This window comes from Pseudonocardia sp. CA-142604, from assembly GCF_050948475.1.
In the GTDB taxonomy this organism is placed as follows: domain Bacteria; phylum Actinomycetota; class Actinomycetes; order Mycobacteriales; family Pseudonocardiaceae; genus Pseudonocardia; species Pseudonocardia alaniniphila.
Genome location: NZ_CP192045.1, coordinates 4,004,894 through 4,028,813 on the forward strand (window position 1 = coordinate 4,004,894; position 23,920 = coordinate 4,028,813).

Consider the following 23,920-nt stretch of genomic DNA (forward strand, 5'->3'; position numbering starts at 1 on the left):
GCTGCGGGAAATGCGCTCTCATCACGCGGCGCGGTTCTCGGGCAGTCCGGCCGGGGCAGGAGCGGTGTCCGTCCGAGACGCAGCCGCTCGTGACTCGCCGCGGTTCACGGAGATCCTGTCGACGGCCCAGATCAGGAGTGCCACGGTGCTGAGGCCTGCGCCGAGAATGCAGACGGCGGTCCAGCCCCATGCGCTGTAGGCGATGGTTGCCGCGATCGCTCCGAGGCCCGTGCCGATCGCGTAGTAGACCATGTTGCTGCCGATGAGGCGGCTGCTGGAATGGGGGTCGATCTCCACGATCAACTGCTGGTTGGTGACGTGGATGGCCTGCCCGGCCAGGTCGATGACGATGATTCCGACGATCAGCAGGATCAGAGAGGTCGGCAGCCAGGCGATCAGTACCCAGGAAGCGAGGAACAGGACGAGGGAGACACCGCTGACCCACTGGGCCAGTCCGCGGTCGGCCAGGGTGCCGGCGCGTGCGGCCCCGATCGCTCCCGCGGCGCCGACGAGACCGAACAGGCCCACCGCGCTGGTGGACAGGTTCCACGGCGCCGCCGTCAGCGGCAGCGCTATCGAACCCCAGAGGGCGCCGAATCCGGCGAACATGAACAGCGTGATCAGGCTGCGGACGCGGAACACGCGCTCGTGAACCGTCAGCCTGACGACCGATGTGATCAGGCGGCGGTACGAAACAGTGCTCCGAGTGGTTTCCGGCGGCAGCTTGCGGGCCAGGACGAGCGCGACCGCGAGCATGAGGAGCGCCGAGACCACGTAGACCGAGCGCCAGCCGAGGGCATCGGCGAGCAGACCGGACACGGTCCGGGCGAGCAGGATGCCGATGACCACACCACTGGTCACGATGCCGAGGACGCGGCCACGCGACTCGGGACTGCTCAGCACGGCCGCGTAGGCGATGATCACCTGCTGCACGACGGACGCCACTCCCACGACGCCGCTGGCGATGAGGAACATCAGGGGCTGCGGTGACACCGCCACACCGACCAGGGCCCCCGCGGCGATCACGCACCCCGCCACGATGAGGACCCGCCTGTTGATCAGGTCGCCGAGTGGCACGATCAGGATCAGGCCCAGCAGGTAGCCGACCTGGGTCACGGTCGTGACCAGCCCGAGCCCTGCCGGCCCCACCCCGAGGTCGCGTCCGATCCGGTCAAGCAGAGGCTGGGCGTAGTAGATGTTGGCCACCGCCACCCCGCTGGCGACAGCCAGCAGAACCGCGAGCTTGCTGCTGATTCCCGGCGATGGTTCGCCGACGGTTTCCCGCACGATGGGTGAACTCATGGATCTCTCCTTGGTGACTGGCGCGGCCGGAATGAACAGATCGGCACGGCCGGTGAGGTGGTGGAAAACGAGCAGGGTCGAGCCGAGGGGGATTGATTCGAACCTCGGAATTACCGAACGACAGCAGAGGCTGGAGTGGCTCTCAGCGGTGGGGCGTGACGAGCGCAGATCCCAGCTGTCTGCATGAGCTGTGCGGGGCCGCTTCCCGCGGCCCGGGCACGACGGCGGCGGATCGCTCGCCGCGGGTGGTTGGGCGGCTCAGTGCGCCTGTGCCGGGGTGCAGCAGCACGGCACGTTCCGTGCCGTCACACCCGCGCGGTTGACAGCATTGATCACCGTGATGACCCCGATCAGACGGGTGTCCTTGGTGTGCATCCGGATCAGGGCCTTGGAGACGTCGGGTGCCGGCTTGGCGAGATCGATTCTCGGACCCTTTCCGGAAGGCGTTCGTTCGTCGTCATGGCTCCCAGGCTAAGTGGCCAGTGGGCCAGGGGTATGGTGCATTTCCATGGCAGGGAAGCGGGCCAATTCGCCGGGGGGCAACGCGTCTTCCGAGGGCCTCGGAGCGGATCTGTACCTGGATCACCTGGACCTGCGCGGCGGCCACGGCCTGCGGGCTTCCCTGATGGACGCTTTGCGTGATGCCGTCCGCACGGGCCGCCTCGCGCCCGGCGCCCGGCTGCCCTCGTCACGCACCCTCGCCGCTGATCTGTCCATCGCCCGCAACACCGTCGCCGATGCCTACGCCGAGCTGGTCGCCGAGGGCTGGCTCACCTCGCAGCAGGGTTCGGGCACCCGCGTCGCCCAGCGTGCCGAGCCCCGCAGGGCACCGGCGAGCGGCGCGGATCGCATCGTGCACCAGCGGCCCTCGCCGATCCGGACGGCGGGCGCCACCTACAGCCTGCTGCCCGGCAACCCCGACCTCGCGAGCTTTCCGCGTGCACAATGGCTGGCCGCGGCCCGGCGCGCACTGACGGCCGCGCCGCACGAGGCGTTCGGCTACGGCGACCCGCGGGGCCGCATCGAACTGCGCACTGCCCTCGCCGACTACCTGGCCCGAGCCCGCGGTGTGTACGCCGGGCCCGACCGCATGCTGATCTGCGCGGGCTTCGTACACGGGCTGCGCTTGATCGGCGGGGTACTGAACGCGCGCCGCGTGCGAACCGTCGCCATCGAGGCGTACGGCGTCCCCCAGTACCAGGACCTGCTGACCGAAGCGGGCTTGCGGACCCAGGCCCTCCTGCTCGACGAGGACGGCACGCGCACGGAGGAGCTCCCTCTCCAGCGCGCAGGAGCGGTCCTGCTGACGCCGGCGCACCAGTACCCCATCGGCGGGGCACTGCGCGCCGACCGGCGGGCCGCCGCGGTCGACTGGGCGCGTGCCACGGGCGGACTGGTCCTGGAGGACGACTACGACGGCGAGTTCCGCTACGACCGTCAGCCCGTCGGTGCGCTGCAGGGGCTCGATCCCGAGCGGGTCGTGTACTTCGGCACGGCGAGCAAGTCGCTCGCGCCGGGGCTACGCATCGGCTGGATCGTGCTGCCCGGATCGGTGGCGCACGATGCGGTCGAGGCCAAGGGGCACGTCGACTGGGCTCCCGGTGCCCTCGACCAGCTGACGCTCGCGGAGTTCATCACGTCCGGGGATTACGACCGGCACGTGCGGGCCATGCGGCTGCGCTACCGGCGCCGCCGCGACCAGTTGGTCGCGGCTATCGCGGAGCACGCACCCGGCATCAGCGTGTCGGGCATCGCGGCGGGGCTGCACGCCGTCGTCGAACTCCCGCCGGGCACCGAGCGGTCCGTGGTCTCCGCGGCAGCCGCGCAGGGTCTCGCCGTGGAAGGTCTCGGGTCCTTCGCCCTCCGGTCGACCGGAGGGCGGGAGCCGGCACGGGACGGGGCCGCGGCACCGGCTACGGACGGGGACCCGGGATCGGGCAGTGAGCCCGTGCGGCGCGGGGACGCGCTGGTCGTGGGCTATGCCACCCCGTCGGACAGCGCCTGGTCCGGCGCGCTGGACGCGCTGTGCCGAGTGCTCCCCCGAGCGGAGCCCGCGGTGCGGCCGACTGCGGCCCATATCTCGCCGGGGGCGGATCGCGCTTAGAGCGAGGCGATTCCTACGGCCGCGCACCCCGAAGGCGCGATGCCCTTCGAGGTGCGGGGCCGGGCTCCGGTTCAGGCGTTGTAGCCGCCGTGGGCGTCCAGCACCGCGCCCGTGACGTAGGACGCCTCGGGGCTCGCCAGGAAGGCGATCGCCGCGGCGATTTCGTCGGGGTGGCCCATGCGCTGCAGGGAGAGGGAGCTGAGCAAGGCCTTGAGGGTCTCGGCGTCCGGCGGCTCCATTCCGCTCTCCATCAATCCGGCTTCCACGACGTTGGCCGTGATGTCCTTACGCCCGAGGTCCCGCGCGACGCCCAGGGTGTACCTCTCGACCCCCGACTTGGTCGCCGCGTAGTCGGCAACGCCCGGCAAACCGACCCGGGTGCCCAGTCCCGAACTCACCGTGACGATTCGGCCGCCCGTGCGCATCACCCGGGAGGCGGCCCGGATGGTGGCGATCACGCCGAGGTAGTTGGTGGCGTGCATCCGGTCCAGCGCGGCAGTGTCGACATCCGGGTCGTCCACCGTGTGGCCCTGCCCCGCCGAGATCGCCGCGTTGTTGACGAGGATGTCCAGGCCGCCGAAGTAGGCGACCACGTTGTCGATCAGCACCTGCGCCTGGCTCATGTCCGCCTGGTCGGACTTGAAGGCGACGGCCTTCGCGCCCGTGCCGCGCACGTCGTCGACGACGGCCTGCGCCTTGTTCTCGGAGCTGGCGTAGGTGAACGCGACGTCGGCGCCCCGCTCGGCCAGCAGCCGTACGGTCGCGGCTCCCAGTCCGCGGGATCCCCCGGTGACCAGGGCGACCTTGCCCGTGAGCGGCTTGTTCATTTCTTTCCACCTCGCTGATCGAGCTTCCCTGACTGTCGTAACGCTAGCTGTTACGACAGTCGATCGCAACAACTTCTGTTACGACAGGACGGTCGTAACATGGATCGTTGCAGCGGAGAGAGAGGGTTCATGAGCGCCAACAGCAGGTTGACCATCGCCGCTCACGCTCTCGCCTGGATCGGGCTCTACCAGCGACAGGGCCACGAGGTCGCCACGTCCGAGCAGATCGCGACCAGCGCCAACACCAATCCCGTGGTGATCAGGCGGTTGCTCGGCGAGCTGCGCAGGGCGGGGCTCGTGGAGTCCCGGCGGGGTGTGGGCGCAGGCTGGGTGCTCGCGCGCGGGCTGGAGTCGATCACCCTGCTGGACGTGTACGAGGCGGTGGAACCCGGCCCGTTGTTCGCGATGCACCGCGCCACCCCGGACCAGGGGTGCACGGTGGGCTACGGCATCCAGCCGGCGATGCAGGGCATCTACGAGGGCATCGAGGGGACCCTGAAGCGCGAGTTGGCCCGCGTGACGCTGGAGGACGTCGTCCGGGACGTCCTCGCGGCGCCTCGCTAGCTGTACTGATCGGAGACGTCGATCGAGCCTGCCACGCGCAGTGTGACCTTGATACGTTTCACACACGCTGATCAAGGGAGCCCGCGACGATGACGTCTGCCGAGCCGACCATCCCGACGCTGCGAGCGGGCTTCGCCGCCCCACCGCCGGACAGCCGCGTGATGATGCGCTGGTGGTGGTTCGGCCCCTTCGTCGAGGAGGCCGAGCTCGCCCGCGAGCTGGAGGCCATGGCGGCCGCAGGCATCGGCGGCGTCGAGGTCTGCTCGACGTATCCGTTGTCGACGTCCGAAGTGGACCGGGCGGACGGCGGCTTCCTCTCCGAGCGGTTCCTGTCCCGGCTGCGGTTCGCCGCCGAGACGGCATCCCGGCTCGAATTGCGCTTCGACGTCACGATCGGCAGCGGGTGGTCGTTCGGCGGCCCGCACATCACGGACGAGACCGCTGCGCGGCAGCTGCGATGGGACATGCGCGAGGTACCGCCACGCGCCGCTCGGATCCCCGTCGCGCAGCCCTGGCCCGGTGATCGGTTCATCGCCGCGTACATCGGCGACGGTTCTCTGCAGGAACCGCCCGTGCGGTGGTGGCAGCTGCCGGTCCGGGACGGCGCCGTCGAGATTCCGGACGGGGCCGGGCCGCGCGTCGTCCTTCTCGCGCTGTCGAGCCCGACCGGCCAGAACGTCAAGCGGGCGGCCCTCGGCGCGGAAGGACCGGTACTCGACCACCTCAGTCGGGCGGCGACCGAGACGCACCTGCGCGCCGTCGCCGACCCGATCCTCGCCGCGGTCCCGAGCGAGCTCGTCACCGCGGTGTTCTGCGACAGCCTCGAGGTGTACGGCGCGGACTGGACGCCTTCGCTGCCGGAGGAGTTCCGCGCCCGTCGCGGCTACGACCTCCTGCCCGAGCTGCCGCTGCTGCACATCCGCGGTGCGGGCTCGGAGCGGGTCCGCTCCGATGTCGTGACGACGCTCGGGGAGCTCTACGAGGAGAACTTCGTCGCCGTGGTGCGTGCATGGGCGCAGCGGCACGACGTCCTGTTCCGGATCCAGAGCTACGGCCAGCCGCCCGGCGCGTTGAGCGCGTACCGGCACGCGGACCTGCCGGAGGGGGAGGGCTGGGGGTGGCGGTCGGTCACGCAGACGAAGTGGGCCACGTCGGCGGCGCACCTGTACCAGCGGCCCGTCGTCTCGTCGGAGACCTGGACCTGGGTGCACTCGCCGTCGCTGGCCGCGACGCCGCTCGATCTGGTCGGTGAGGCGCACGAGCACCTGCTCCTGGGCGTCAACCAGCTCATCGGGCACGGCTGGCCGTACTCGCCGCCGAGCGCGCAGCCACCTGGCTGGATCTTCTACGCGGCCGGTGCCCTCAGCGACGTGAACCCGTGGTGGCCGGCCATGCCCGCGCTCGCGAGCTACCTGCACCGCCTGTGCTGGCTGCTGCGGCAGGGCCACCCGGTCGTCGACGTCGCTCTCTACGTGCCCAGCCGCGACGCCGCGCTGCGCTTCGAACCCGGCACGCGCGGCTACCTCGACCTGTGGCGCGCGACCCGAGGCCACATCGGCGATGAGCTTCCCGCGGCGTTGCGTGAGGCCGGGTACGACTACGACCTCGTCGACGACACCGCGCTGCGAGAGGCCGACTGGAGCCGGTACGGCGTCGTCGTCCTGCCGTTCGTCCGGGACCTGCCGGTGGAGACGGCACGGCTGCTCGAGAAGCACGTCGCCGCGGGCGGTGCCGTCGTCACCGTGGGCGGCGCCGTCCAGCGGGACGGCTGGGTCGCCGTGGACGACGTCGACGCGCTGCTGCCCGCGCTCGCCGCGGTCGTGCCGCCGGACGCCCCGACGAGTCCCGTGACGCCGGACGTCGGCGTCGTGCACCGCCGTGCCGGGGAGGCCGACGTCTATCTCGTCGCGAACACCGGTCCGCACCCTCAGTCCTTCGTGCTGCGCACCCGCGATGACGCCGCCGCGTTTGAGCGGTGGGACGCGCGCACCGGTCGGGCGCACCGGGTCGATGTCGTCGACGGCGGGGTGCCGCTGGACCTTCAGCCGTACGAGGCGGCCGTCCTCGTCGCGCTGCCCGCGCCCGACCAGGATGTCCCGGCCGCCTCGGCGGACGGCCCCGCCGACGCCGTCGACCTCACCGGGCCGTGGACCGTCGCGTACGAGGACGCTCCCCAGGAGCCGAACGACGTGGCAGTGCCGCACCGCTGGGAGGACGACCCCGGGCGGGCCGACTACTCGGGTGGCGCCTCCTACGAGACGACCGTGATCGTCGACGGCGATCGGCTCGGCGGGCGCGTGCTGCTCGACCTCGGTCCCGTGAGGGCCGAGCCACGCGACGTCCCCGGCGAGCCGGCACTGCGCGGAGCGTCGTACCGGGCGGACGTCGCCGCACCGGTGGGCGAGGTCGCCCAGGTGATCGTGAACGACGTCGTCTGCGGCTGGGCGTGGGCGCCGCCCTACGCCGTCGACGTCACCGACGCGCTGCGCGCAGGCGAGAACACCGTCGTCGTGCGCGTCCTCGGCACCGGGCTCGGCGCGCTGCGGGCCAACACCGAGCTCGCCACCACCGTCGACGCGGTGACCTCGATCGACGGCAAGCGGTTCACGATGCAGGACCTGGAGCTCGCACAGCGGCCCACGACGTCGGGGCTACGGGCGGTGCCGTCGCTGCAGTTCGAGCGACGGTAGTCAGGAGAACTCGGGCGGCGGGGTGCCGGTCAACCACGCGAGCTCGTTGTCGCGGACGAACACCGACAGCGTCTCGGCGGCCGGCAACGGCCACGGGTGGAAGGCCTCCACGGCCGCCAGCAGCGCGGCCCCGGCGTCCGGTGTGGGATCGGTCAGCACGCGGGACATGAGGCTGAGGTAGTCCTCCGGGAGCCGGTCGAGCGTCCGGAGGGTCTCCTCGAGGTACTTCGGCCCCCGGAAGAGCACGCGGTGGTGCGCCAACAGGGCTCGGCCAGCGGCTGTCACCAGATGGACGGCGGCGTGGTGGCGGAGAAAGTCGTTGGCGAGTTTCGCGCCCTGCGGCAGGAAGTACTCCCCGTACAGCCGGGCCTGGGCGATGAACGAGACCACCCGCGCGTCCCACGCGCTGTCGGGCACGACGGGGACGCGCGCGACGAGATCATCGAGGTCGTCGCGGCGCGACCAGGCCACACGGGCCCCGGCGAAGGACGCCCGCACGGGGTCGTCACCGCGCTCGGCAGCCACCGCGAGGTAGTGCTCCGTCGCGACCTTCACGTCGACGTACCCGCCCGCGTACGTGGCGACGTCCCGCCGGACGTAGCTCAGCCGGTTCTGCTCGCCCGCGCGGGCGAACGCGTCGCCGGTGACGACGAGGTACACGTCGACGTCGGAATCCGCCCGCTCGGTGCCGCGGGCAACCGACCCCACGACGACGACACCCACGGCGTCCGGCTCACCGCGGACGTCGGCGACGAACGCCGCGAGCGTCTCCTCGTGGTGACGCACCCTCAGGCCTCGCCTCGGGAGCTCGTGATCAACGGATGGAACGTTTCATCCCACACTGCGGGCCCGGGTCACGCCGGCGAGGGCCTCGGCAACCTCGGTCTGGACGACCGGCGGGATCCGCCGCATGACGTCGACCAGCCGGCTGCCACGCACCCACCGGGTGGTGTCGCGGAACTCCCGCGCCTGCTCCTCGTCGTACTCGCGCAGCGTGCCCATGACGGCCGCATACGCCGCCGGGTCGTCGACGATGTCGGCGAGCTCGGAGTCGAGCGAGACGGCGCCGTCGGGCGCGGACCGGCCGTTCACGGCGACCGTCCAGGAATGCGATCCCGAACCGACGACCAGCGGGTCCGACCCGTCGGGCAGGTGAACGGTGGCGGTCGTGCCGGCCGGCACCACCGCGGTCACGACGACGCCGCCTGCGGTTCGCTCCCAGCCGGCGGCCGCCCGCCCGTACGGGGTCTCGTGCGTGACCCGGGCGAAGTCGAGCCCGGCGATCGGATGCGGCGCGATCCACAGCTCCCGGTATCCGGGCGCGGCGGGTGCCAGGCCGGCGATGGTGCGGTGCATCCAGTCGGCGATCGCGCCGAACGCGTAGTGGTTGAACGACGTCATCTGGCCCGGGTTGATCGAACCGTCCTCGAGCATGCTGTCCCAGCGTTCCCACACAGTGGTCGCCCCCATCGTCACGGGGTAGAGCCACGAGGGGTTCTCGGTCTGCAGCAGCAGCCGGCCCGCGACGTCGACGTGCCCCGTGCTCGTCAGCGCGTCACAGACGATCGGGGTGCCGACGAAGCCGGTGGCCACCCGGTACCCGGCTGCGCGGGCCAGATCCGCGAGCCGGTCTCCCATCTGCCTGCGCATCTGCGGGTCGGTGGCGATGCCGTACTCGATGGCCATCGCGTACGCGGTCGGGGTGTCCGAGAGCATCCGACCGGCGCCCGTGACGTACTCGCGCAGGAAGGCGGCGCGCACCTCCTCGGCGATGCGCCGGTAACGCTGTGCGTCGTCGGTGTACCCGAGGATCGCCGCGGTGCGGGCGAGGATGTCGGTGGAGCGGAAGACGTGGGCGCTCGCGACGACGTCGGGGTCGGTCTTCGCCTCCCCGGGCCGCTGGGGCGGCGCCGCGGGGTCGAGCCAGTCGCCGAACTGGAATTTCCCCTCCCAGAGCCGGCGCTCGCCCGCGAGCCCCAGGATCGTCTCCACCCACGAGCGCATGCTCGGATACTGGTCGACGAGCACCTGCCGGTCGCCGTAGCGCTCGTGGAGCACCGCCGGGACCACCGTGGCGGCGTCTCCCCAGGCTGCCGCAGGGATGGGTCTGCCGAGGACGTGCGGCACGACGAACGGCACGATGCCGCCCGCCGCTTCCTGTTCGAGCGCGAGGTCCCGCAGCCAGCTCGCCAGGAACCCGTTGCAGTCGAAGAGGTCGGTGGCGGTCGGCGCGAAGACCTGGATGTCGCCGGTCCAGCCGAGCCGCTCGTCGCGCTGCGGGCAGTCGGTGGGCACGTGCAGGAAGTTGCCGCGCATCCCCCAGACGATGTTCTCGTGCAGCTGCTGCAGTTGCTCGTGGGAGCACTCGAACTCGCCGGAGCGGCGCATGTCGCTGCTCACCGCCACGGCGACGACGTCGGACGGGTCGAGCTCGCCCGGCCAGCCGTCGACCTGCGCGTAGCGGAACCCGTGGAACGTCGACCACGGCTCCCACGTCTCCTCTCCCGTACCGGCGAGTGTGAACGTGTCGGTGGCCTCGGCCGCGCGCAGTGGTCGCGTGCCGAGCTCACCGTTCTCGAGTACCTCGGCGTGCCTCAGCGTGATCGTGGTCCCGGCCTCGCCGCGCGCGGTGAGGCGCAGCCACCCGACGAGGTTCTGACCGAAGTCGAGCACCGTCTTGCCGCTCGGCGTCGTGATGACCTCCCGGACCGGCAGCTCGGCGACGCGGCGGGCGCCCGGCGAGCGGCGCGCCTGCGGAACCGGGACGTCCCCGTCGACCCGCACCGGCGACCAGGCGTGGTCGTCGAAGCCGGGGCTCGACCAGCCTGCGGGCTCGAGCCGCGCGTCGAAGCGTTCGCCGAGATAGATCCCGCTGCGCGTCGTCGGCCCGTCACCGCTCGCCCGCCAGCCCTCGCCGCTGGCGATCGTCTCGCTCGTGCCGTCCGTGTAGTCCAGGATGATCTGCACCGCGACCGCGGGCTGCTCGCCGTAGACGCGTGCGGCGGCGTCCCGGAAGCCGAAGCGCTCGGTCCACCAGCCGCCCGCCAGGCGGACGCCGACGGCGTTCTCCCCGTGGACGAGGAGGTCGGCGACGTCGGTCGTCTCGTGCACGAGGCGCCACTGGTACGCGGTCCAGCCCGGCTTCAGCACCTCGTCGTCGACGTCGTGCCCGTTGACCGCGACCTGGTAGACGCCGTGCGCGGTCGCGAACAGGCGCGCCCGCCGGACCGGGCGGTCGACGGTGAAGGCGTGCCGCACGAGCACCGGTCGTGCCGGTTGCTGCGGGTCGGCGAGTCCGACCATCTGCGCGTTCCACTGACCGTCGGCGAGAAAGCCCGCGACGACGGGCAGTGGGGCACTCCAGGCGGAGGTTCCACCGTCGGCGCCGGTGACCCGCACCCGGACGGTCACCTCGTCACCGGCTGCCAGCGGCTCGAAGGGCCAGCCGACGAGCACCGAGTCGGGGCCGTCGAGCCGGACGGTCGTCGTGTCCCCGCCACCGGTGGGCGTGAGCTCCACCTCGGCGGACGCCTGCCGCCAGTCCGGCACGTCGGTCTCGACCACCCAGGACAGGCGCGGTGTCGGTGTGGGGACCGTGCTGCGGTCGGTGGCGTGCTCGGCGGTGGTGCGGATGACGCGGGTCGACGGCGCAGCGGTCACGGACGTCCTTCCTGGAACGGCTCGACGGGGGAGTGGGCTGCTCTGGCTCAGCCCTTCACGGCGCCGGAGGTCATCCCGGCGACGATCTGGCGGTTGAAGAAGATGAACATGACGAGCGGCGGAATGGTGATGAGCAGGATGTCCATGAAGAGCAGGTTGTAGCTCGTCTGGAACTGGCTCTGGAAGTTGTAGAGCGTGAGCTGCACGGTGGGATTGCCGGGGAGGAAGTACAGGGGGTTGACGAAGTCGTTGAAGACCTGCACCGCCTGTACGACGATCACCGTGACGACCACCGGCTTCAGCAGCGGCAGGATGATCCGGAAGAAGACCCGCAGTGGGCCCGCACCGTCGATGATGGCGGCCTCGTCGATCTCCCGCGGAATCGTCGAGATGAAGGCCCGGAAGAGCAGGATCGAGAACGACAGGCCGAACGCCACCTCGACGAGAATGAGCCCGAGCATGGTGTCGAACAGGCTGATCCCCTGGAGCACCCAGATCGTCGGAACCACTGCCGGTGGGATGATGAGCCCGGACAGCACGAGGAAGTTGATGAACGGGTTCCAGCGCGTCTTCCGCCGCTGCAGCACGAAGGCCACCATCGCGGAGAGCACCACGATGCCGGCCACGCTGGCGACCGTCAGAACCGTGCTGTTGATGAAGGCAATAACGAGCATCAGATCGCGAGCCTGGATCACGTCGACGAGGTTGTCGACGAAAGCGATCTCGGTGGGCCAGGAGAACTCGAGGAGGTTGGCCTCCTGCCGTGTCTTCAGCGACGTGAGCAGGATGAACGCGAACGGGACCACGAAGATGATGCCCGTGAGGACGAGTCCGAGCGTGCTGGCCCAGTAGCGGTAGGTGCGGTTCACATCTCCACCTCTCGCCGGTTGAGGAAGAGAGTCAGTGGCAGGACGATCGCCGTGACGACCACGAACAGCACCACGTTGCCCGCGGTGGAGATTCCGTAGAAGCCGGCCTGGTACTGCTTGTAGATCACGGACGCGATCACGTCGGAGGTGTAGCCCGGCCCGCCGCGGGTCATCGCCCAGATGAGCTCGAAGGACCGCAGCCCTCCGATGAGCGACAGGATGATCACCGTGGCGGTGGCGGGCCGAGCCAGCGGGAGAATGATGTGCCGGAAGTTCTGCCATGAGCTGGCCCCGTCGACCCTCGCCGCTTCGTGGTACTCCTGCGGAATCGAGACGATGCCTGCGATGTAGATGACGGTCGCCAGGCCGACACCCTTCCAGACGTCGACTGCGGCGATCGACAGCAGCGCGAGGTCGGGATCAGTGAGCCAGCCCGGTCCGTCGATTCCCAGCAGCGCAAGGGAGTCGTTGATGAGCCCTTCCTGCGGATCCATGAGGACCTGGAACGCGATACCGACGCCGACGGTGCTCACGAGCACGGGAAAGAAGATCACCGATCGCAGGAATCCGCGGGCGATGATCTGCGACGTGAGGAACACCGCGAGGAGCAGGCCCAGCACCACCTTCGCCCCGGACGTGACGAAGGCGTAGATCATCGTGTTCACCAGGCCGGTGACGAGCTGTGGCTGCTCGAAGAACGTGACGAAGTTGTCGAAGCCGATGAACTCGGTGTCGAAGAGCGTCCAACGGGTGAGGCTGAAGTAGAAGGACGCGAAGGTCGGCACCAGGAAGAGCACCGAGTAGACGATCGCCGCCGGGAGATAGAACCAGTGCGGGTACGGACTCTTCCGCTTGCCGCCCGCCTTGACGGGTCGGGCGCTGCGGCCGGGCGGCGCCGCAGGTTCGACCATCGTGTTCGTCGCCATGTGCGCCTCCCTGCGCGGGTCCGGGCGCCGAGCCGGCCCTCGGACGAGCCGGCTCGACGACCCGGTCGGGTCTGCGGGCTTTCAGCGCGGCCCGGTCACCAGCCCTCGAGGCCGAGCTGCTGGGCCTGCTGAGCGACGTCCTGGTCGTAGAGAGCTGCGGCGTCCTCCGCGGAGCGGATGCCGGAGCCGACCTCCACCGTGAGGTTCTCGAGGTTCGGCCCCTTCACGGGGGAGAGGAACTCCAGCGCCGGGCTCGCGGCGCCCCGGCTGAGGTATTCCTGGACGTCCTGCACCGCAGGCGGCACGTCCGCGGGGAGCTCGCAGCCCTTCACCACGTACGGGCCCGTCGGCGTTGCAGCCTCGGTCATCGCCTGACAGCCGGCAGGGCTGGCGATGAAGGCCAGGAAGCGCAGCGCCGCGTCGCGCACCGGGCCCTGCGTCGTCTGCGGTGTGTACGCGGCATTGGGCGTCCAGACGGTGAGGCCGTTCGTCGCCGCGTCGGGGCCCGGCAGCGCGAAGACGCCGATGTTGTCGATCGCGTCCGCGTGGCTGGCGACGAGCTCGCCGATCGCGCTGGTGAGGATCGGGTACTGCACGCCCGTGCCCTCGGCCAGCATCCGCAGCCCGTCGTTGTAGGTGGCGGACCCGAAGTCCTCGTTCATGTAGCCGGCGTCGTGCACCGCCTGCTGGTGCTGGAAGCCCCGCAACGCGGCCGCGGACGTCGCGTACTTCACCTTCCCTGCTGTGTATTGCTCGGGGAAGCTCGGCTCGGCCTGCAGGACGTTGCGGAAGTCGCCGAGGACGAACAGCTGTGAGGTCCAGGTCTCCCGGTAGGTCTGGATCACCGGCGCGGCGTCGGTGCGCTCGGCGATCACCGCGTTGTTCGCCATGAACTCGTCCCAGGTCTGCGGGATCTTGAGGCCGAGCTGCGCGTAGACCGCCTTGTTGTACATGACGGCGCCCGCTTGGACGGTGCCGACCGGGGCGCCGAAGACCTGGCCGTTGCCGGACACCGCGTCGACGAAAGTCTTGTCGAGGTCCTTGGTCCACGGCTGGTCCGTGACCGGCACGAGCGTCTGAGCCGGGTCGAGGGCCTGCAGGAGCGACCCGGAGTTGTAGACGAAGACGTCCGCCATGTCTCCGGTGGCGAGTCGCGTCTTGACGAGGTTGTCGCCCTCGGTGCCTTGGGGGCGCTGCTCGACCTCGACGGTCACGCCTTCGTTCTGGGCCATGAAGGCTTTGGCCAGGCCCTCGGCGGTTGCGATGTCTTCGGGGCCGTTGCTGGTGAGGAACGACAGTGTGACGCCTTCACCGTCGCCCCCGCTGGAGGTGAGACTGCCGGCACTGCACCCGGTGGCGACGACGGCAGCTGCCGCGAGGGCGACGAGCGCCCGCGCTCGCTGGGACGCTGGCTTGCGCATCGTTTGACCTCTTTGTCAGACGTGGCTGCGGTCTTGAATCGTTTCAAGATGTGACCTGGGATGCTAGGCGTGGACCTGTCCAACGGTCAAGATCTGGTTACACAGCGCATCGCCACCGCCAACCCGAGGGCGCTGGCGCCGGGGGAGGGCTACTGGTCGACGGCGGCGAGGGCGCGGCGTGTTGCGTCGCGGAGTGTCGAGACGCTGCGGTCGAGGGCGGCCCGTTCCTCCGGTGTCATCCGGGGCTGGTGCATCTCGATGACACCGCCGGCGCCCAGCACGCTGACCAAGGACAGGGTGACGTCGAACTCGGGGTTGTAGGCGGCCACCGGGAGGGCGGCCCGTTCGTCCCGTAGCACCGCCTCGGCGAGGCGCGCGGAGACGGCCCCGATGCCGTACTGGCTGGCCCCGGTGCCCTCGATGATCGTGATGTTCGCGTATCGGATGCTCTCCTCGACCTCCGCGCGCACCGCATCCAGAGGCTGTTCGCCGTCGTCGAGCAGGTCGAGGACGGGGATGCCGCCCATCTCGGCCGACGACCACAGCAGAACCTCGGATGTGCCGTGTTCACCGACCACCATCGCGTGGACGTCCAACGGGCGAACCCGCAGCCGATCGGCCAGGTGCACGCGGAAGCGCAGGCTGTCGATCAGCGTGCCGGTGGAGAAGACCCGGTCGTGGTGGGCCAGGTGGCGGGTGAGATCCGCGAGCGGGTCCGGGGGATCGGTGACCACCATCAACACCGCGTGTGGCGCGACCGCGACGATCCGCGGCACGACGTCGGCGTAGACCTTCGCGTTGGTGTCCAGCAGGCGCAGGCGGCCCTGCGGATCGGAGCGATCGGTGGCGCCGCCGGTCTTCTCGTTCACTCCGGCCGTGATGATCACCAGCGCGGCGTCGTCGAGGTCCTGATATCCACCCGCGCGCACGTCCACCACGGGGGACAGCGGGGCGGCGTAGCGCATGTCGGTGGCCACGCCTGCGGCCCGCTCGGCGGCCTTGTCGACCAGCACGATCTCCCGGCACATCCCGCCGCGTTCGACCAGCGACAACACCGTCGCCGCTCCGACCGCACCCGCACCGACCACACCGACCTTCACGGCAACACGCTCCTCCCGTATCCGGACCCGCCTCTCGAAGGCTGTACCCACATCAGCGGTGGTGCCTCACCCGCCGATGAGGACTGCGTGATCCCAGATCCTGTGGCGGGCCGTCCAGCGTGGACACATACGGCGTCGGCCCGGCACCCGTCGTCGGCGGGCACGGCTACGCTCGCCTCATGATCGGCTGGTCCACATGACGGACCAGACCGTGCCGCTGCGCCGCCATCGCGGGTTCCGCCGGTTCTGGGCTGCCTCCACGATCTCCGACGGTGGCACCTACATCAGCGTCTTCGCCGTCGGTGTGCTCATCGTCGCCGACCTCGGGGGCACGGCCACCGACGTCGGAATCGTCCGAGGCGCGGGCGTGGTCCCCTACCTCGCGGTGGGATTGTTCGCAGGCGTGCTGGCCGACCGCGTCCGCCGCAAACCGCTGCTGGTCGGCACGGACCTCGGCCGCGCGGTCGTGCTGGCCGGGGTGCCCCTGCTCGCCGCCACCGGACACCTGAACGTTCCGGTGCTCGCCGCGCTGATGGTGGTGTTCGGTCTGCTGTCGGTGCTGAACGCCGCCGCCCACCAGTCCTTCCTGCCCCGCCTGCTGCCGCGCGAACTCCTGCCGCGCGCCAATGCCCGCCTCCAGCAGAGCGACGCGGTGGCCCAGACGACCGGCCCGTTGCTCGGCGGGGGTCTGGTGGCCGCGATCGGGGCACCGCTCACCGTCCTCGTCGACGCCGTGAGCTACGCGCTGTCGGGCCTGCTCATCGCCGCCGTTCCCGTGCGCGACCCGGCGCCGCGACCCACCGCCATGTCGGTTCTCGCCGAGCTGCGCGAGGGCGCGAGTTGGGTCTACCGGCACCCCACGCTGCGGCCGCTCGCGCTCTCCACGCACGGCTGGTTCCTGTTCAACGCCGTGTTCGTCACGGTCTACGTGCCCTACGCCTACCTGGAGCTGGGCATCGGCGCGACGGGCCTGGGCGTGACGTTCGCCCTGGCCGGGGTCGGCGCTCTGCTCGGCAGTTCCGTGTCGGAGTTGCTCGGCCGCCGCGTCGGCATCCCCGGGACGATCGCGGGTTCCCGCGTGCTCGAGGCGGGCGGGATCGCGGTCATCGCCCTTGCCGGATCGACGGAAGGGACCGCCGTCGTCGTGGTCGCGGCGGCAGGCCAGCTCGTGTACGGACTGGGATTCGGTGCCGAAGGACCGATCGAGCTCGCTTACCGCCAGGCCGTCACGCCGGATCGGCTGCAAGGCCGGACGAACGCCACAATGCGCTCGCTCAACCGCGCCGTCGTCGTGGTCGGCGCCCCGCTGGGCGGGTTGCTGGCCGACGCCGCTGGTCCAGGACCCGCGCTCTGGCTCGGCTCGGCCGGCATCGCCACCGTGGCGCTCCTACTGGGAGTCTCCGGCTTCCGCACAGCAAGCCGCGACGACCAGCCACCGGCCGAAAGCGCACCGAGCGCTCAATTCGAGTGATCGCACATGCCTCGCCACAGCAGGTCGGTGAGACACGCGGTCTGGTTCTTCCAGTCGCCGCTGCGGTCGAGGTACAGCAGGCCGCCCAGGCCGCGCAGGACGGTTTCGGGGTGGAGGTCGGCACGAACCGTTCCGGCCTCGACGTTGGCCTTCAGCAGTGTGGCGACCGCGCCGACCAGGGTCTCGTAGGCGCTCGCGGGCAGTTCTCCGTGGGACGGCGTGGCGGCGCGCAGCGCGTTGGCCAGGCCTCGCTTGGTCATGAGGAAATGGGCCAGGTGTTCGGTCGTCCATGTGCGGAAGGCCTGCTCGGGGGTGTGGGTCTCGAGCAGGCTCGGCACGACGTCGACGAGATGTCGTACCTCGCGCTGGTAGACCGCCAGGATGAGCGCCTCCGGGGTGGGGAAGTGCCGGTACACCGTGCCGACCCCCACCTCGGCCTTCTTCGCGATGGAATTGAAGGACAGCTCGTCCGAGTTACGCAGTGACTCGGCGGCTGCGGCGAGGATGCGTTCGTGGTTGCGCCGGGTGTCCGCACGTCGGGGACTGACCGATCCCGTCGTCGTCATCGTCTCTCCCGGGTCGTTCGCCTCGTTCGTCCAAAATGTAGTGCAGCACGTCCTGAATCGGAGTAGGTCCCGCGTGCCCTCGTTGCGAAGCGGATCATAATCCGCTAGCTTGGACGGCTGAAGCGGATGAGCATCCGCTTCAGTGTTGCGGAGGCTCGACGTAGCCGCCACCGCGACCCATGCCGTCAGGCTTCCAACATGGACGATCTGGGGAAATGAAGGTCCAGTGGACATCTCACTCGAAGTCAACGGCAAGGTAGAACAACTGAGTATCGATCCCGGTGTGACGTTGCTGGACACGTTGCGCGAACGGCTCGACATAACCGGTCCGAAGAAGGGGTGCGACCGAGGACAATGCGGCGCCTGCACCGTGCACGTCGGCGGCAGGCCCGTGCTCTCGTGCCTGACCCTGGCCGGCACCGTGAAGCAGCCGGTGACAACGGTGGAGGGACTCTCCGACGGGGATCGGTTGCACCCGGTCCAGCAGGCGTTCCTCGACCAGGACGCCCTGCAGTGCGGGTTCTGCACTCCCGGGCAGGTCATGTCGGCAGTCGCCGCGGTCAAGGATGGCGTCGAGGACGTGCGGGAGTTCATGTCCGGCAACATCTGCCGCTGCTCTGCCTACCCGAACATCATCGCGGCGATCGAACAGGCGAGGCACGCCGATGCGTCCCTTTGAACTCACAGCACCGGCCACCGTCGAGGACGCTCTCGCGTCACCCGGCACGTTCCTGGCCGGTGGCACCACCCTCGTCGACCTGATGAAGCTCAACGTCCTGACGCCACAGCATGTGCTGGACATCAACGAGCTGCCATTGCGAGGCATCGACACCAGCGACGGTCTGCGGATCGGCGCGCTGGAGCGGATGAGCGACATCGCCGTCCACCCCGGCGTGTATCCCGCGATCTCGCGCGCCTTGCTGCTGAGCGCTTCCCAGCAGCTCAGGAACATGGCCAGCATCGGCGGAAACCTGCTGCAGCGCACCCGCTGCACGTACTTCCGTGACGTCGCCACACCGTGCAACAGGCGGGATCCCGGCAGCGGCTGCCCCGCGATCTCGGGAGCCAACCGGATGCACGCCGTGCTGGGCACGAGCGACTCGTGCGTGGCGACCCACGCCAGCGACGTGGCAGTCGCGCTCGTCGCGCTGGGAGCGGAGATCCGCCTGGTCAGCAAGACGGGAAGCCGCACCGTCGGGCTGAGCGACTTCTATCGCGTGCCGGGCGACTCGCCCGAGGTGGAGAACGACCTGCGCCCCGGAGAGCTGATCGCCGAGGTCCTGGTGCCGCGCCTGGACTGGGCGTCACATTCGACGTACGTCAAGGTGCGGGATCGGCAGTCCTACGAGTTCGCGCTGTGCTCCGCCGCGGTTGCGCTCGACATCCAGGGCTCGCAGATCGTCGACGCTCGGGTGGCGGTCGGCGGCGTGGCGACCGTGCCGTGGCGGCTCACCGCGGTCGAAGAGGCCTTGCGCGGCGCGCCCGCGACTCCCACGGCCTTCGAGGCCGCCGCGTCGGTCGCGGCCGACGGTGCCAGGCCGTTGGCCGAGAACGAGTTCAAGGTGTCCTTGCTGAAGCGGACCGTTGTCCGCGCACTGCTCGAACTGACCGAGGGGAGCCGTTGATGGTCAGCCGGTTGGACGGGCCGCTGAAAGTCACCGGCCAGGCCAGGTATGGGGCGGACCACAACTTCCCCGGCCTGGCCTACGGATACATCGTGCTCAGCACGATCGCCCACGGCGAGATCGAGGCCATGAACACCACGGCGGCGAAGAGCGCGCCCGGTGTGATCGGCGTGTACTCGCCGTTCGACCCGCTCGAGCTGCACACGCCGAACTCCCCGGTCTTCGGCGAGACCTGGGTTCCCCTGCAGGACCGGGAAGTCACGTACTACGGCCAGCCGATCGGCTTCGTGGTGGCGGAGACCTTCGAACAGGCGCGGGACGCGGCGATGCTCGTCGAGGTCACCTACCAGCCGCGGCCTGCCCTGACCTCGCTGGAGGACGGCCTGGACTCGGCCGAGGACGCGCCGCCCGCCTTCGACGGTTCACCTCAGACCCACACGGTTCTCGCCCCCGGAGTCGAGTCCATCGAGGACGCGCTGGCGGCGAGCCCGGTGGTCGTCGAGGCGACGTACAGCACCGCGACCCAGAACCACGCCGCGATGGAGCCGCACTCCGCGGTCGCGGTATGGGAATCCGGGCGACTGACCGTCTACAGCGGAAACCAGGGGTCGGATCTCCAGGCTGCGGAGCTGTCCGCTGCGCTGGCCCTCGATCCGGCGTCGGTCCACGCACTGAACCCGTTCGTCGGCGGGGCGTTCGGCGGCAAGGGTCGCACGTCCGCGCCCGCGTTCCTGGCGGCAGCAGCAGCCAGGGCCCTCGATCGGCCGATCAAGGCCGCGCTCACCCGGGAGCAGGTCTTCACCGCGACCGCGGGCCGCGCCGCGACCGTGCAGAAGATCGCCCTCGGCGCGGACACGAACGGCACGCTGATCGCCGTGCGTCACGACTCGTGGTGCAGCACGGCGGCGGACCGGTCGTTCGTCGAACCGACGTCGCACGGCACCTCGCGGGAGTGGTACGCCACCCCGAACCTGGCCATCAGCCAGAAGATGGTGCCGCTGAACATCCCGCCGACCACGTTCATGCGGGCGCCGGGCGAGGCACCCGGGTCCTTCGCGCTGGAGAGCGCGATCGACGAACTGGCGGTCGCACTGAACATGGACCCGATCGAGCTGCGCCTCCGGAACGACTCGACCGCGCCGCCCGGCAAGGATCTGCAGTGGTCGAGCAAGCATCTCGACGAGTGCTTCCGCGTCGGCGCGGCCCGGTTCGGTTGGGCGAACCGGACGCCGCGCGGCCACACCGACGGCGACTGGCTCGTGGGTCTCGGCACGGCCACCGCGATGTTCCCGGCCTTGCGGTTCCCGGCCTCGGTCGAGGTCAGGCTGCAGGCCGACGACACGGCCGTGGTCGCCACCAGCGGCGCGGACCCGGGCACCGGCCTCCTGACCGTGCTTTCGCTGGTGGGAGCGGAGTCGCTGGACATCCCGCCGGAGCGGATCACGCCGCGGCTGGGCGACTCGGCCCTGCCACCTGGTGGCATGTCCGGCGGCTCCACCGCTACAGCGAGCGCGGGAACGGCCATCATGATCGCCGCCACCAAGGTGATCGACGATCTGCTGGCCGTGGCGTCTTCTCCCGGCTCCCCGTTCGATGGCATGGAGGTCTCGTACACGGACGGTCGCGTGCTCGCGGGCGGCCGGACGATGACGTTCGGGGAAGTGCTGCGGGCCGTGGGCCGCCCGTCGATCTCCGCCATCGGCTCGTCGGCGCCCGGCGAGGAGCTGACCAAGCACTCGTTCAGTTCGTTCGGTGCTCAGTTCTGCGAGGTCCGCGTGCACAAGTGGACGCGCGAGGCCCGGGTGTCCCGCATGCTCGGCGTGTTCGACGCCGGCCGGATCATCAACGACAAGACGGCCCGCAGCCAGATCATGGGCGGCATGATCTGGGGCGTGTCCGCAGCGCTGCACGAGGGCATGGAGATCGAGGGGAACGGCCGGCTGGCCAACGGTGACTTCGCGGGCTACCTGCTCCCGGTGAACGCGGACATCCCGGAGGTCGACGTCCATTTCGTCCAGTACCCGGACACGCTGCACAACGCCGTCGGCGCGAAGGGCGTGGGCGAGATCGGCACGGTCGGCATGGCGGCAGCTGTTGCCAACGCCATCTACAACGCCACCGGTGTCCGCGTCCGTCACATTCCCATCGTGATCGAGGACCTCTTGGTCGAGTGACGCCTGGGTGCGGCACCTGCGCGTGCCGTCCCGACTGCACGATGGGCGGTTCCCCACGCCGGGGAGCCGCCCATCGGCATTCCTGCGGGAACCGTCCACGTCATGTCGGCTGCGCGGCGAGCAACCGGCGGAGGATCTTCCCGTTCGGTGACTTCGGGATCGTGTCGACGAACTCGACGCTGCGTACCTTCTTGTAGGGCGCGACCCGTTCGGCGACCCAGGCCATCAGCATTTCCGCGTCGATCGGCCCGGAGGTGACCACGAAAGCTCGGGGAGCCTCGCCGCCTTCGCGGTGCGGAACGAGGTACCCGGCCATCACCTGCGGACCACGGATCCACAGCTCGCCGGGCTCACCGGCCGCGACGTCCGCACCGGTTTCCGGATCCACCAGGCGCGCCTCCGTCGAGGGCGCCAACCGGCCGATCGCGCCGGCCGGGATGGTGGCGAACTCCGCGTCGGGCACCATGTTCGTGATCGAACTGGCCTCGGTCATGCCGTAGCCCTGACGGATGAGGAATCCCAGCCGGGCCTCGGCCCGCCTCGCGAGGTCGACATCGAGCGGTGCCGCACCACAGAGAGCGAACCGGACAGAGGAAAGATCGTAATCGTCGACAACGGATGCGGTGGCCAGATCCAGCACCATCGGCGGCACCAGGTAGGCCCGGGTGACGCGGTGGTTCTGCAGCATCTGCAGATGTGCCTCGAGCTGGTAGCGCGCGAGCGTCACGGCCGTCGCGCCGGCTCGCAGCGCCGCATTCAGGACGCACGTGAAGCCGGCGACGTGGAAGAAGGGCAGTATTGCGGCCAGTACGTCGTCGTCGGTGACAGGCCAGCCGGTCCTGTTCTGCTCGATGCTGGCCACCACGTTGCGGTGGGTGAGCATCACGCCCTTGGACAGGCCCGTCGTCCCGCTGGAAAAGGGCAGCACGGCGAGCGAACTCCTCGGATCCACCGCCGGCCGAGGAGGGTCGCCCCTCTCCGTCAGTAGTTCGGAGAACGGACGGAAGCCATCGGCCTCGCCGAGCGCGAATCGGTCCGTGATCCCGACGGCGTCGGCTGCCACTCCCGCATGAGTCGATGCCTGCTCGGAGGACATGACTGCCACGGCCTTGGACGCGAGTAACTGCTTGGTCAGCTCGTCGGTCGTCAGGGCCGGGTTCATCGGCGTGACTGCCGCGCCGGCGGCGAGCGCCGCAAACAACCCGAGGGCGTAGCGCGGCTGGTTGTGACTGATCAGCGCGACCACGTCGCCGGGACCGTGCCCATCTGCGATAGGGCACTCGCGGCCGAGTCGACGCCCTCCCCCCGCGAAACGCAGCATGATCATCGATAGAAATGGAGCACCGGCTCGCCACTTCGGTGATGATCTGGACGCGGCCTCTCTCGGCCATTACTGGTCGCCATCGTGGTAACCATCAATGACAATTGTGGGGCAACTGTGGTAGTTGCCACTCGGTGGCCTCGTGATACGTGCCTTACGGCTGCGGAACAGTCGTTATCAGCCGTACGAGCGGCGTTACCCGAACTGCGTCAGGAGCTCTCGCGCTGCACGAGCCGGAACCCGACGTCGCGCACCGGCTCGGCGACGGGACGGCGCTGCATCCGGTCCAGCAGCAGCGTGCCGGCCAGGGTCCCGATCTCCTGCGTGGGAACAGCCACGGTGGTCAATGACGGCACGAGGTGCGCCGAGACCTCGAAATCGCCGAACCCGGTGATGGCGAGCCGCTCCGGCACCGGGATGCCTCGCCGGGTGCAGGCGAGCAGGGCGCCCGCGGCGAACACGTCGCTCGCGAACACCACGGCGTCGGTGTCCGGGTAGCGGGCGAGTACCCGGTCGAGCAGCGCGACACCGGTGTCCATGCTGACCGAGAGGTCGTCGGCGGCGACGATCCGCGGCTCGACGGCCAGTAGCTCACGCACGGCTGCGGCGAACCCGTCGCGGCGCTCGGCGGCGCGGAAGTCACCGGACTGAAGTGCGCCGGCGTAGACGAGGCGCCGCCGCCCCCTGTCGACCAGGTGGCGAACGAGCTCGGCCGCGGCCGCCGCGTTCGAGAACCCGATGAGCAGATCGACCGGATCGTCGGTCCAGCCCCACGTCTCGACGACGGGGATGGCCGCCGTCGAGAGCAGCGCCCGTGTGCCGGATGTGTGCTCGGTGCCGACGACGAGCAGGCCGTCGGGGCGCCGCCCGAGGAAGCTGCGGATGAGCTGCTCCTCCTGGTCGGGCCGGTACTCGGTGCTGCCCACGAAGATCTGGTAGCCGTGCGGGGTCAGCGTCTCGGAGAAGGCGTGCACGGTCTCGGCGAACACCGAGGCGTTCATCAGCGGGATGATCGCCGCCACCGCCCGGCTGCGATTGGACGCCAAGTTGCTCGCCGCGAGGTTCGGGACGTACCCGGTGGCGGCGACGGCCTGCTCCACCCGCTCGTAGGTCTCCACCGCGACGGCCTCCCGGTCGCGCAGTGCCCGGGAGACCGTCTGGGGGGACACGCCCGCGGCCGTCGCCACGTCGGCGAGGGTCACCGAGCGCGTCGCGGAGCGCCTGCGCGGGCGGCGAGGCGTCGGGTTCACGGGCCGAACCGTAGCCAACCCCGGGTGCGGGTTCTCCGGCCCGGCGCCCT

The 23,920-nt window shown here is 70.2% G+C and carries 18 protein-coding genes; 7 read left to right on the forward strand and 11 right to left on the reverse strand.

What is annotated here, in order from left to right; translation table 11 throughout:
• Nucleotides 1-21: 21 nt before the first annotated feature.
• On the reverse strand, nt 22-1,302 hold the full coding sequence (locus tag ACQPZQ_RS18260) for an MFS transporter (protein WP_433297294.1): 1,281 nt from the start codon (nt 1,300-1,302) through the stop codon (nt 22-24).
• A 508-nt stretch (nt 1,303-1,810) separates the two neighbouring features.
• Between ACQPZQ_RS18260 and ACQPZQ_RS18265 the strand changes: the two genes are divergently transcribed.
• The gene (locus ACQPZQ_RS18265) at nt 1,811-3,406 is read left to right on the forward strand and encodes a PLP-dependent aminotransferase family protein (protein WP_433297297.1); all 1,596 of its coding nucleotides are present in this window, start codon (nt 1,811-1,813) and stop codon (nt 3,404-3,406) included.
• Between the two features lie 71 nt (nt 3,407-3,477).
• Here the strand turns inward: ACQPZQ_RS18265 and ACQPZQ_RS18270 are convergent, their stop codons facing one another.
• Nucleotides 3,478-4,233, reverse strand: coding sequence for an SDR family NAD(P)-dependent oxidoreductase (locus ACQPZQ_RS18270; protein WP_433297299.1), 756 nt, complete (start codon nt 4,231-4,233; stop codon nt 3,478-3,480).
• A gap of 129 nt (nt 4,234-4,362) precedes the next feature.
• Here ACQPZQ_RS18270 and ACQPZQ_RS18275 point away from each other — a divergent pair, with 129 nt between their 5' ends.
• The gene (locus ACQPZQ_RS18275; RefSeq protein ID WP_433297301.1) at nt 4,363-4,797 is read left to right on the forward strand and encodes an Rrf2 family transcriptional regulator; all 435 of its coding nucleotides are present in this window, start codon (nt 4,363-4,365) and stop codon (nt 4,795-4,797) included.
• Between the two features lie 89 nt (nt 4,798-4,886).
• The gene (locus tag ACQPZQ_RS18280) at nt 4,887-7,487 is read left to right on the forward strand and encodes a glycosyl hydrolase (protein ID WP_433297303.1); all 2,601 of its coding nucleotides are present in this window, start codon (nt 4,887-4,889) and stop codon (nt 7,485-7,487) included.
• Here ACQPZQ_RS18280 and ACQPZQ_RS18285 read toward each other — a convergent pair whose 3' ends face one another.
• From ACQPZQ_RS18285 to ACQPZQ_RS18310, 6 genes are all read right to left on the reverse strand, one after another.
• Nucleotides 7,488-8,273, reverse strand: a complete 786-nt coding sequence (locus ACQPZQ_RS18285) for a nucleotidyltransferase domain-containing protein (RefSeq protein WP_433297305.1) — start codon at nt 8,271-8,273, stop codon at nt 7,488-7,490.
• 45 nt (nt 8,274-8,318) lie between these two features.
• The gene (locus tag ACQPZQ_RS18290) at nt 8,319-11,147 is read right to left on the reverse strand and encodes a family 78 glycoside hydrolase catalytic domain (RefSeq protein WP_433297307.1); all 2,829 of its coding nucleotides are present in this window, start codon (nt 11,145-11,147) and stop codon (nt 8,319-8,321) included.
• A 47-nt stretch (nt 11,148-11,194) separates the two neighbouring features.
• Entirely contained in the window at nt 11,195-12,016 is an 822-nt protein-coding gene (locus ACQPZQ_RS18295; protein ID WP_433297309.1) for a carbohydrate ABC transporter permease, read from the reverse strand.
• Nucleotides 12,013-12,942, reverse strand: a complete 930-nt coding sequence (locus ACQPZQ_RS18300) for a carbohydrate ABC transporter permease (RefSeq protein ID WP_433297311.1) — start codon at nt 12,940-12,942, stop codon at nt 12,013-12,015. The genes ACQPZQ_RS18295 and ACQPZQ_RS18300 overlap by 4 nt, the downstream gene beginning before the upstream one ends.
• A 95-nt stretch (nt 12,943-13,037) precedes the next feature.
• Nucleotides 13,038-14,363: an ABC transporter substrate-binding protein gene (locus tag ACQPZQ_RS18305; protein WP_433297314.1), complete on the reverse strand. Its 1,326-nt coding sequence runs from the start codon at nt 14,361-14,363 to the stop codon at nt 13,038-13,040.
• A 149-nt stretch (nt 14,364-14,512) separates the two neighbouring features.
• Nucleotides 14,513-15,463, reverse strand: a complete 951-nt coding sequence (locus ACQPZQ_RS18310) for a lactate/malate family dehydrogenase (RefSeq protein WP_433297316.1) — start codon at nt 15,461-15,463, stop codon at nt 14,513-14,515.
• Between the two features lie 196 nt (nt 15,464-15,659).
• Here ACQPZQ_RS18310 and ACQPZQ_RS18315 point away from each other — a divergent pair, with 196 nt between their 5' ends.
• Nucleotides 15,660-16,934: an MFS transporter gene (locus ACQPZQ_RS18315; RefSeq protein WP_433297318.1), complete on the forward strand. Its 1,275-nt coding sequence runs from the start codon at nt 15,660-15,662 to the stop codon at nt 16,932-16,934.
• Here the strand turns inward: ACQPZQ_RS18315 and ACQPZQ_RS18320 are convergent.
• The gene (locus tag ACQPZQ_RS18320) at nt 16,922-17,500 is read right to left on the reverse strand and encodes a TetR/AcrR family transcriptional regulator (protein ID WP_433297320.1); all 579 of its coding nucleotides are present in this window, start codon (nt 17,498-17,500) and stop codon (nt 16,922-16,924) included. The genes ACQPZQ_RS18315 and ACQPZQ_RS18320 overlap by 13 nt on opposite strands.
• A 226-nt stretch (nt 17,501-17,726) precedes the next feature.
• On the opposite strand from ACQPZQ_RS18320, the gene ACQPZQ_RS18325 reads away from it, so the two are divergent.
• From ACQPZQ_RS18325 to ACQPZQ_RS18335, 3 genes are read left to right on the forward strand one after another with little or no spacing between them, the layout of a single operon-like run.
• Nucleotides 17,727-18,179 (forward strand): (2Fe-2S)-binding protein, encoded by a 453-nt coding sequence (locus tag ACQPZQ_RS18325; RefSeq protein WP_241036530.1) that lies wholly within the window; start codon nt 17,727-17,729, stop codon nt 18,177-18,179.
• Nucleotides 18,166-19,125: an FAD binding domain-containing protein gene (locus tag ACQPZQ_RS18330; protein ID WP_433297322.1), complete on the forward strand. Its 960-nt coding sequence runs from the start codon at nt 18,166-18,168 to the stop codon at nt 19,123-19,125. The genes ACQPZQ_RS18325 and ACQPZQ_RS18330 overlap by 14 nt, the downstream gene beginning before the upstream one ends.
• Nucleotides 19,125-21,299, forward strand: a complete 2,175-nt coding sequence (locus ACQPZQ_RS18335) for a xanthine dehydrogenase family protein molybdopterin-binding subunit (protein WP_433297324.1) — start codon at nt 19,125-19,127, stop codon at nt 21,297-21,299. Before ACQPZQ_RS18330 ends, ACQPZQ_RS18335 begins: the two co-directional genes overlap by 1 nt.
• Before the next feature lie 100 nt (nt 21,300-21,399).
• Here the strand turns inward: ACQPZQ_RS18335 and ACQPZQ_RS18340 are convergent, their stop codons facing one another.
• Both ACQPZQ_RS18340 and ACQPZQ_RS18345 read right to left on the reverse strand, forming a co-directional pair.
• Nucleotides 21,400-22,545 (reverse strand): AMP-binding protein, encoded by a 1,146-nt coding sequence (locus tag ACQPZQ_RS18340; protein WP_433297326.1) that lies wholly within the window; start codon nt 22,543-22,545, stop codon nt 21,400-21,402.
• Nucleotides 22,546-22,829: 284 nt separating this feature from the next.
• Entirely contained in the window at nt 22,830-23,870 is a 1,041-nt protein-coding gene (locus tag ACQPZQ_RS18345) for a LacI family DNA-binding transcriptional regulator (protein ID WP_433297329.1), read from the reverse strand.
• Between the last annotated feature and the right edge of the window lie 50 nt (nt 23,871-23,920).

Excerpts from the sequence above, each read along its gene's own strand:
- ACQPZQ_RS18275 (WP_433297301.1), top strand. The coding sequence starts at position 4,363 with ATGAGCGCCAACAGCAGGTTGACCATCGCCGCTCACGCTCTCGCCTGG.
- ACQPZQ_RS18260 (WP_433297294.1), bottom strand. The coding sequence starts at position 1,302 with ATGAGTTCACCCATCGTGCGGGAAACCGTCGGCGAACCATCGCCGGGA.
- ACQPZQ_RS18335 (WP_433297324.1), top strand. The coding sequence starts at position 19,125 with ATGGTCAGCCGGTTGGACGGGCCGCTGAAAGTCACCGGCCAGGCCAGG.
- ACQPZQ_RS18280 (WP_433297303.1), top strand. The coding sequence starts at position 4,887 with ATGACGTCTGCCGAGCCGACCATCCCGACGCTGCGAGCGGGCTTCGCC.
- ACQPZQ_RS18320 (WP_433297320.1), bottom strand. The coding sequence starts at position 17,500 with ATGACGACGACGGGATCGGTCAGTCCCCGACGTGCGGACACCCGGCGC.
- ACQPZQ_RS18315 (WP_433297318.1), top strand. The coding sequence starts at position 15,660 with ATGACGGACCAGACCGTGCCGCTGCGCCGCCATCGCGGGTTCCGCCGG.
- ACQPZQ_RS18300 (WP_433297311.1), bottom strand. The coding sequence starts at position 12,942 with ATGGCGACGAACACGATGGTCGAACCTGCGGCGCCGCCCGGCCGCAGC.
- ACQPZQ_RS18265 (WP_433297297.1), top strand. The coding sequence starts at position 1,811 with ATGGCAGGGAAGCGGGCCAATTCGCCGGGGGGCAACGCGTCTTCCGAG.
- ACQPZQ_RS18330 (WP_433297322.1), top strand. The coding sequence starts at position 18,166 with ATGCGTCCCTTTGAACTCACAGCACCGGCCACCGTCGAGGACGCTCTC.
- ACQPZQ_RS18305 (WP_433297314.1), bottom strand. The coding sequence starts at position 14,363 with ATGCGCAAGCCAGCGTCCCAGCGAGCGCGGGCGCTCGTCGCCCTCGCG.
- ACQPZQ_RS18270 (WP_433297299.1), bottom strand. The coding sequence starts at position 4,233 with ATGAACAAGCCGCTCACGGGCAAGGTCGCCCTGGTCACCGGGGGATCC.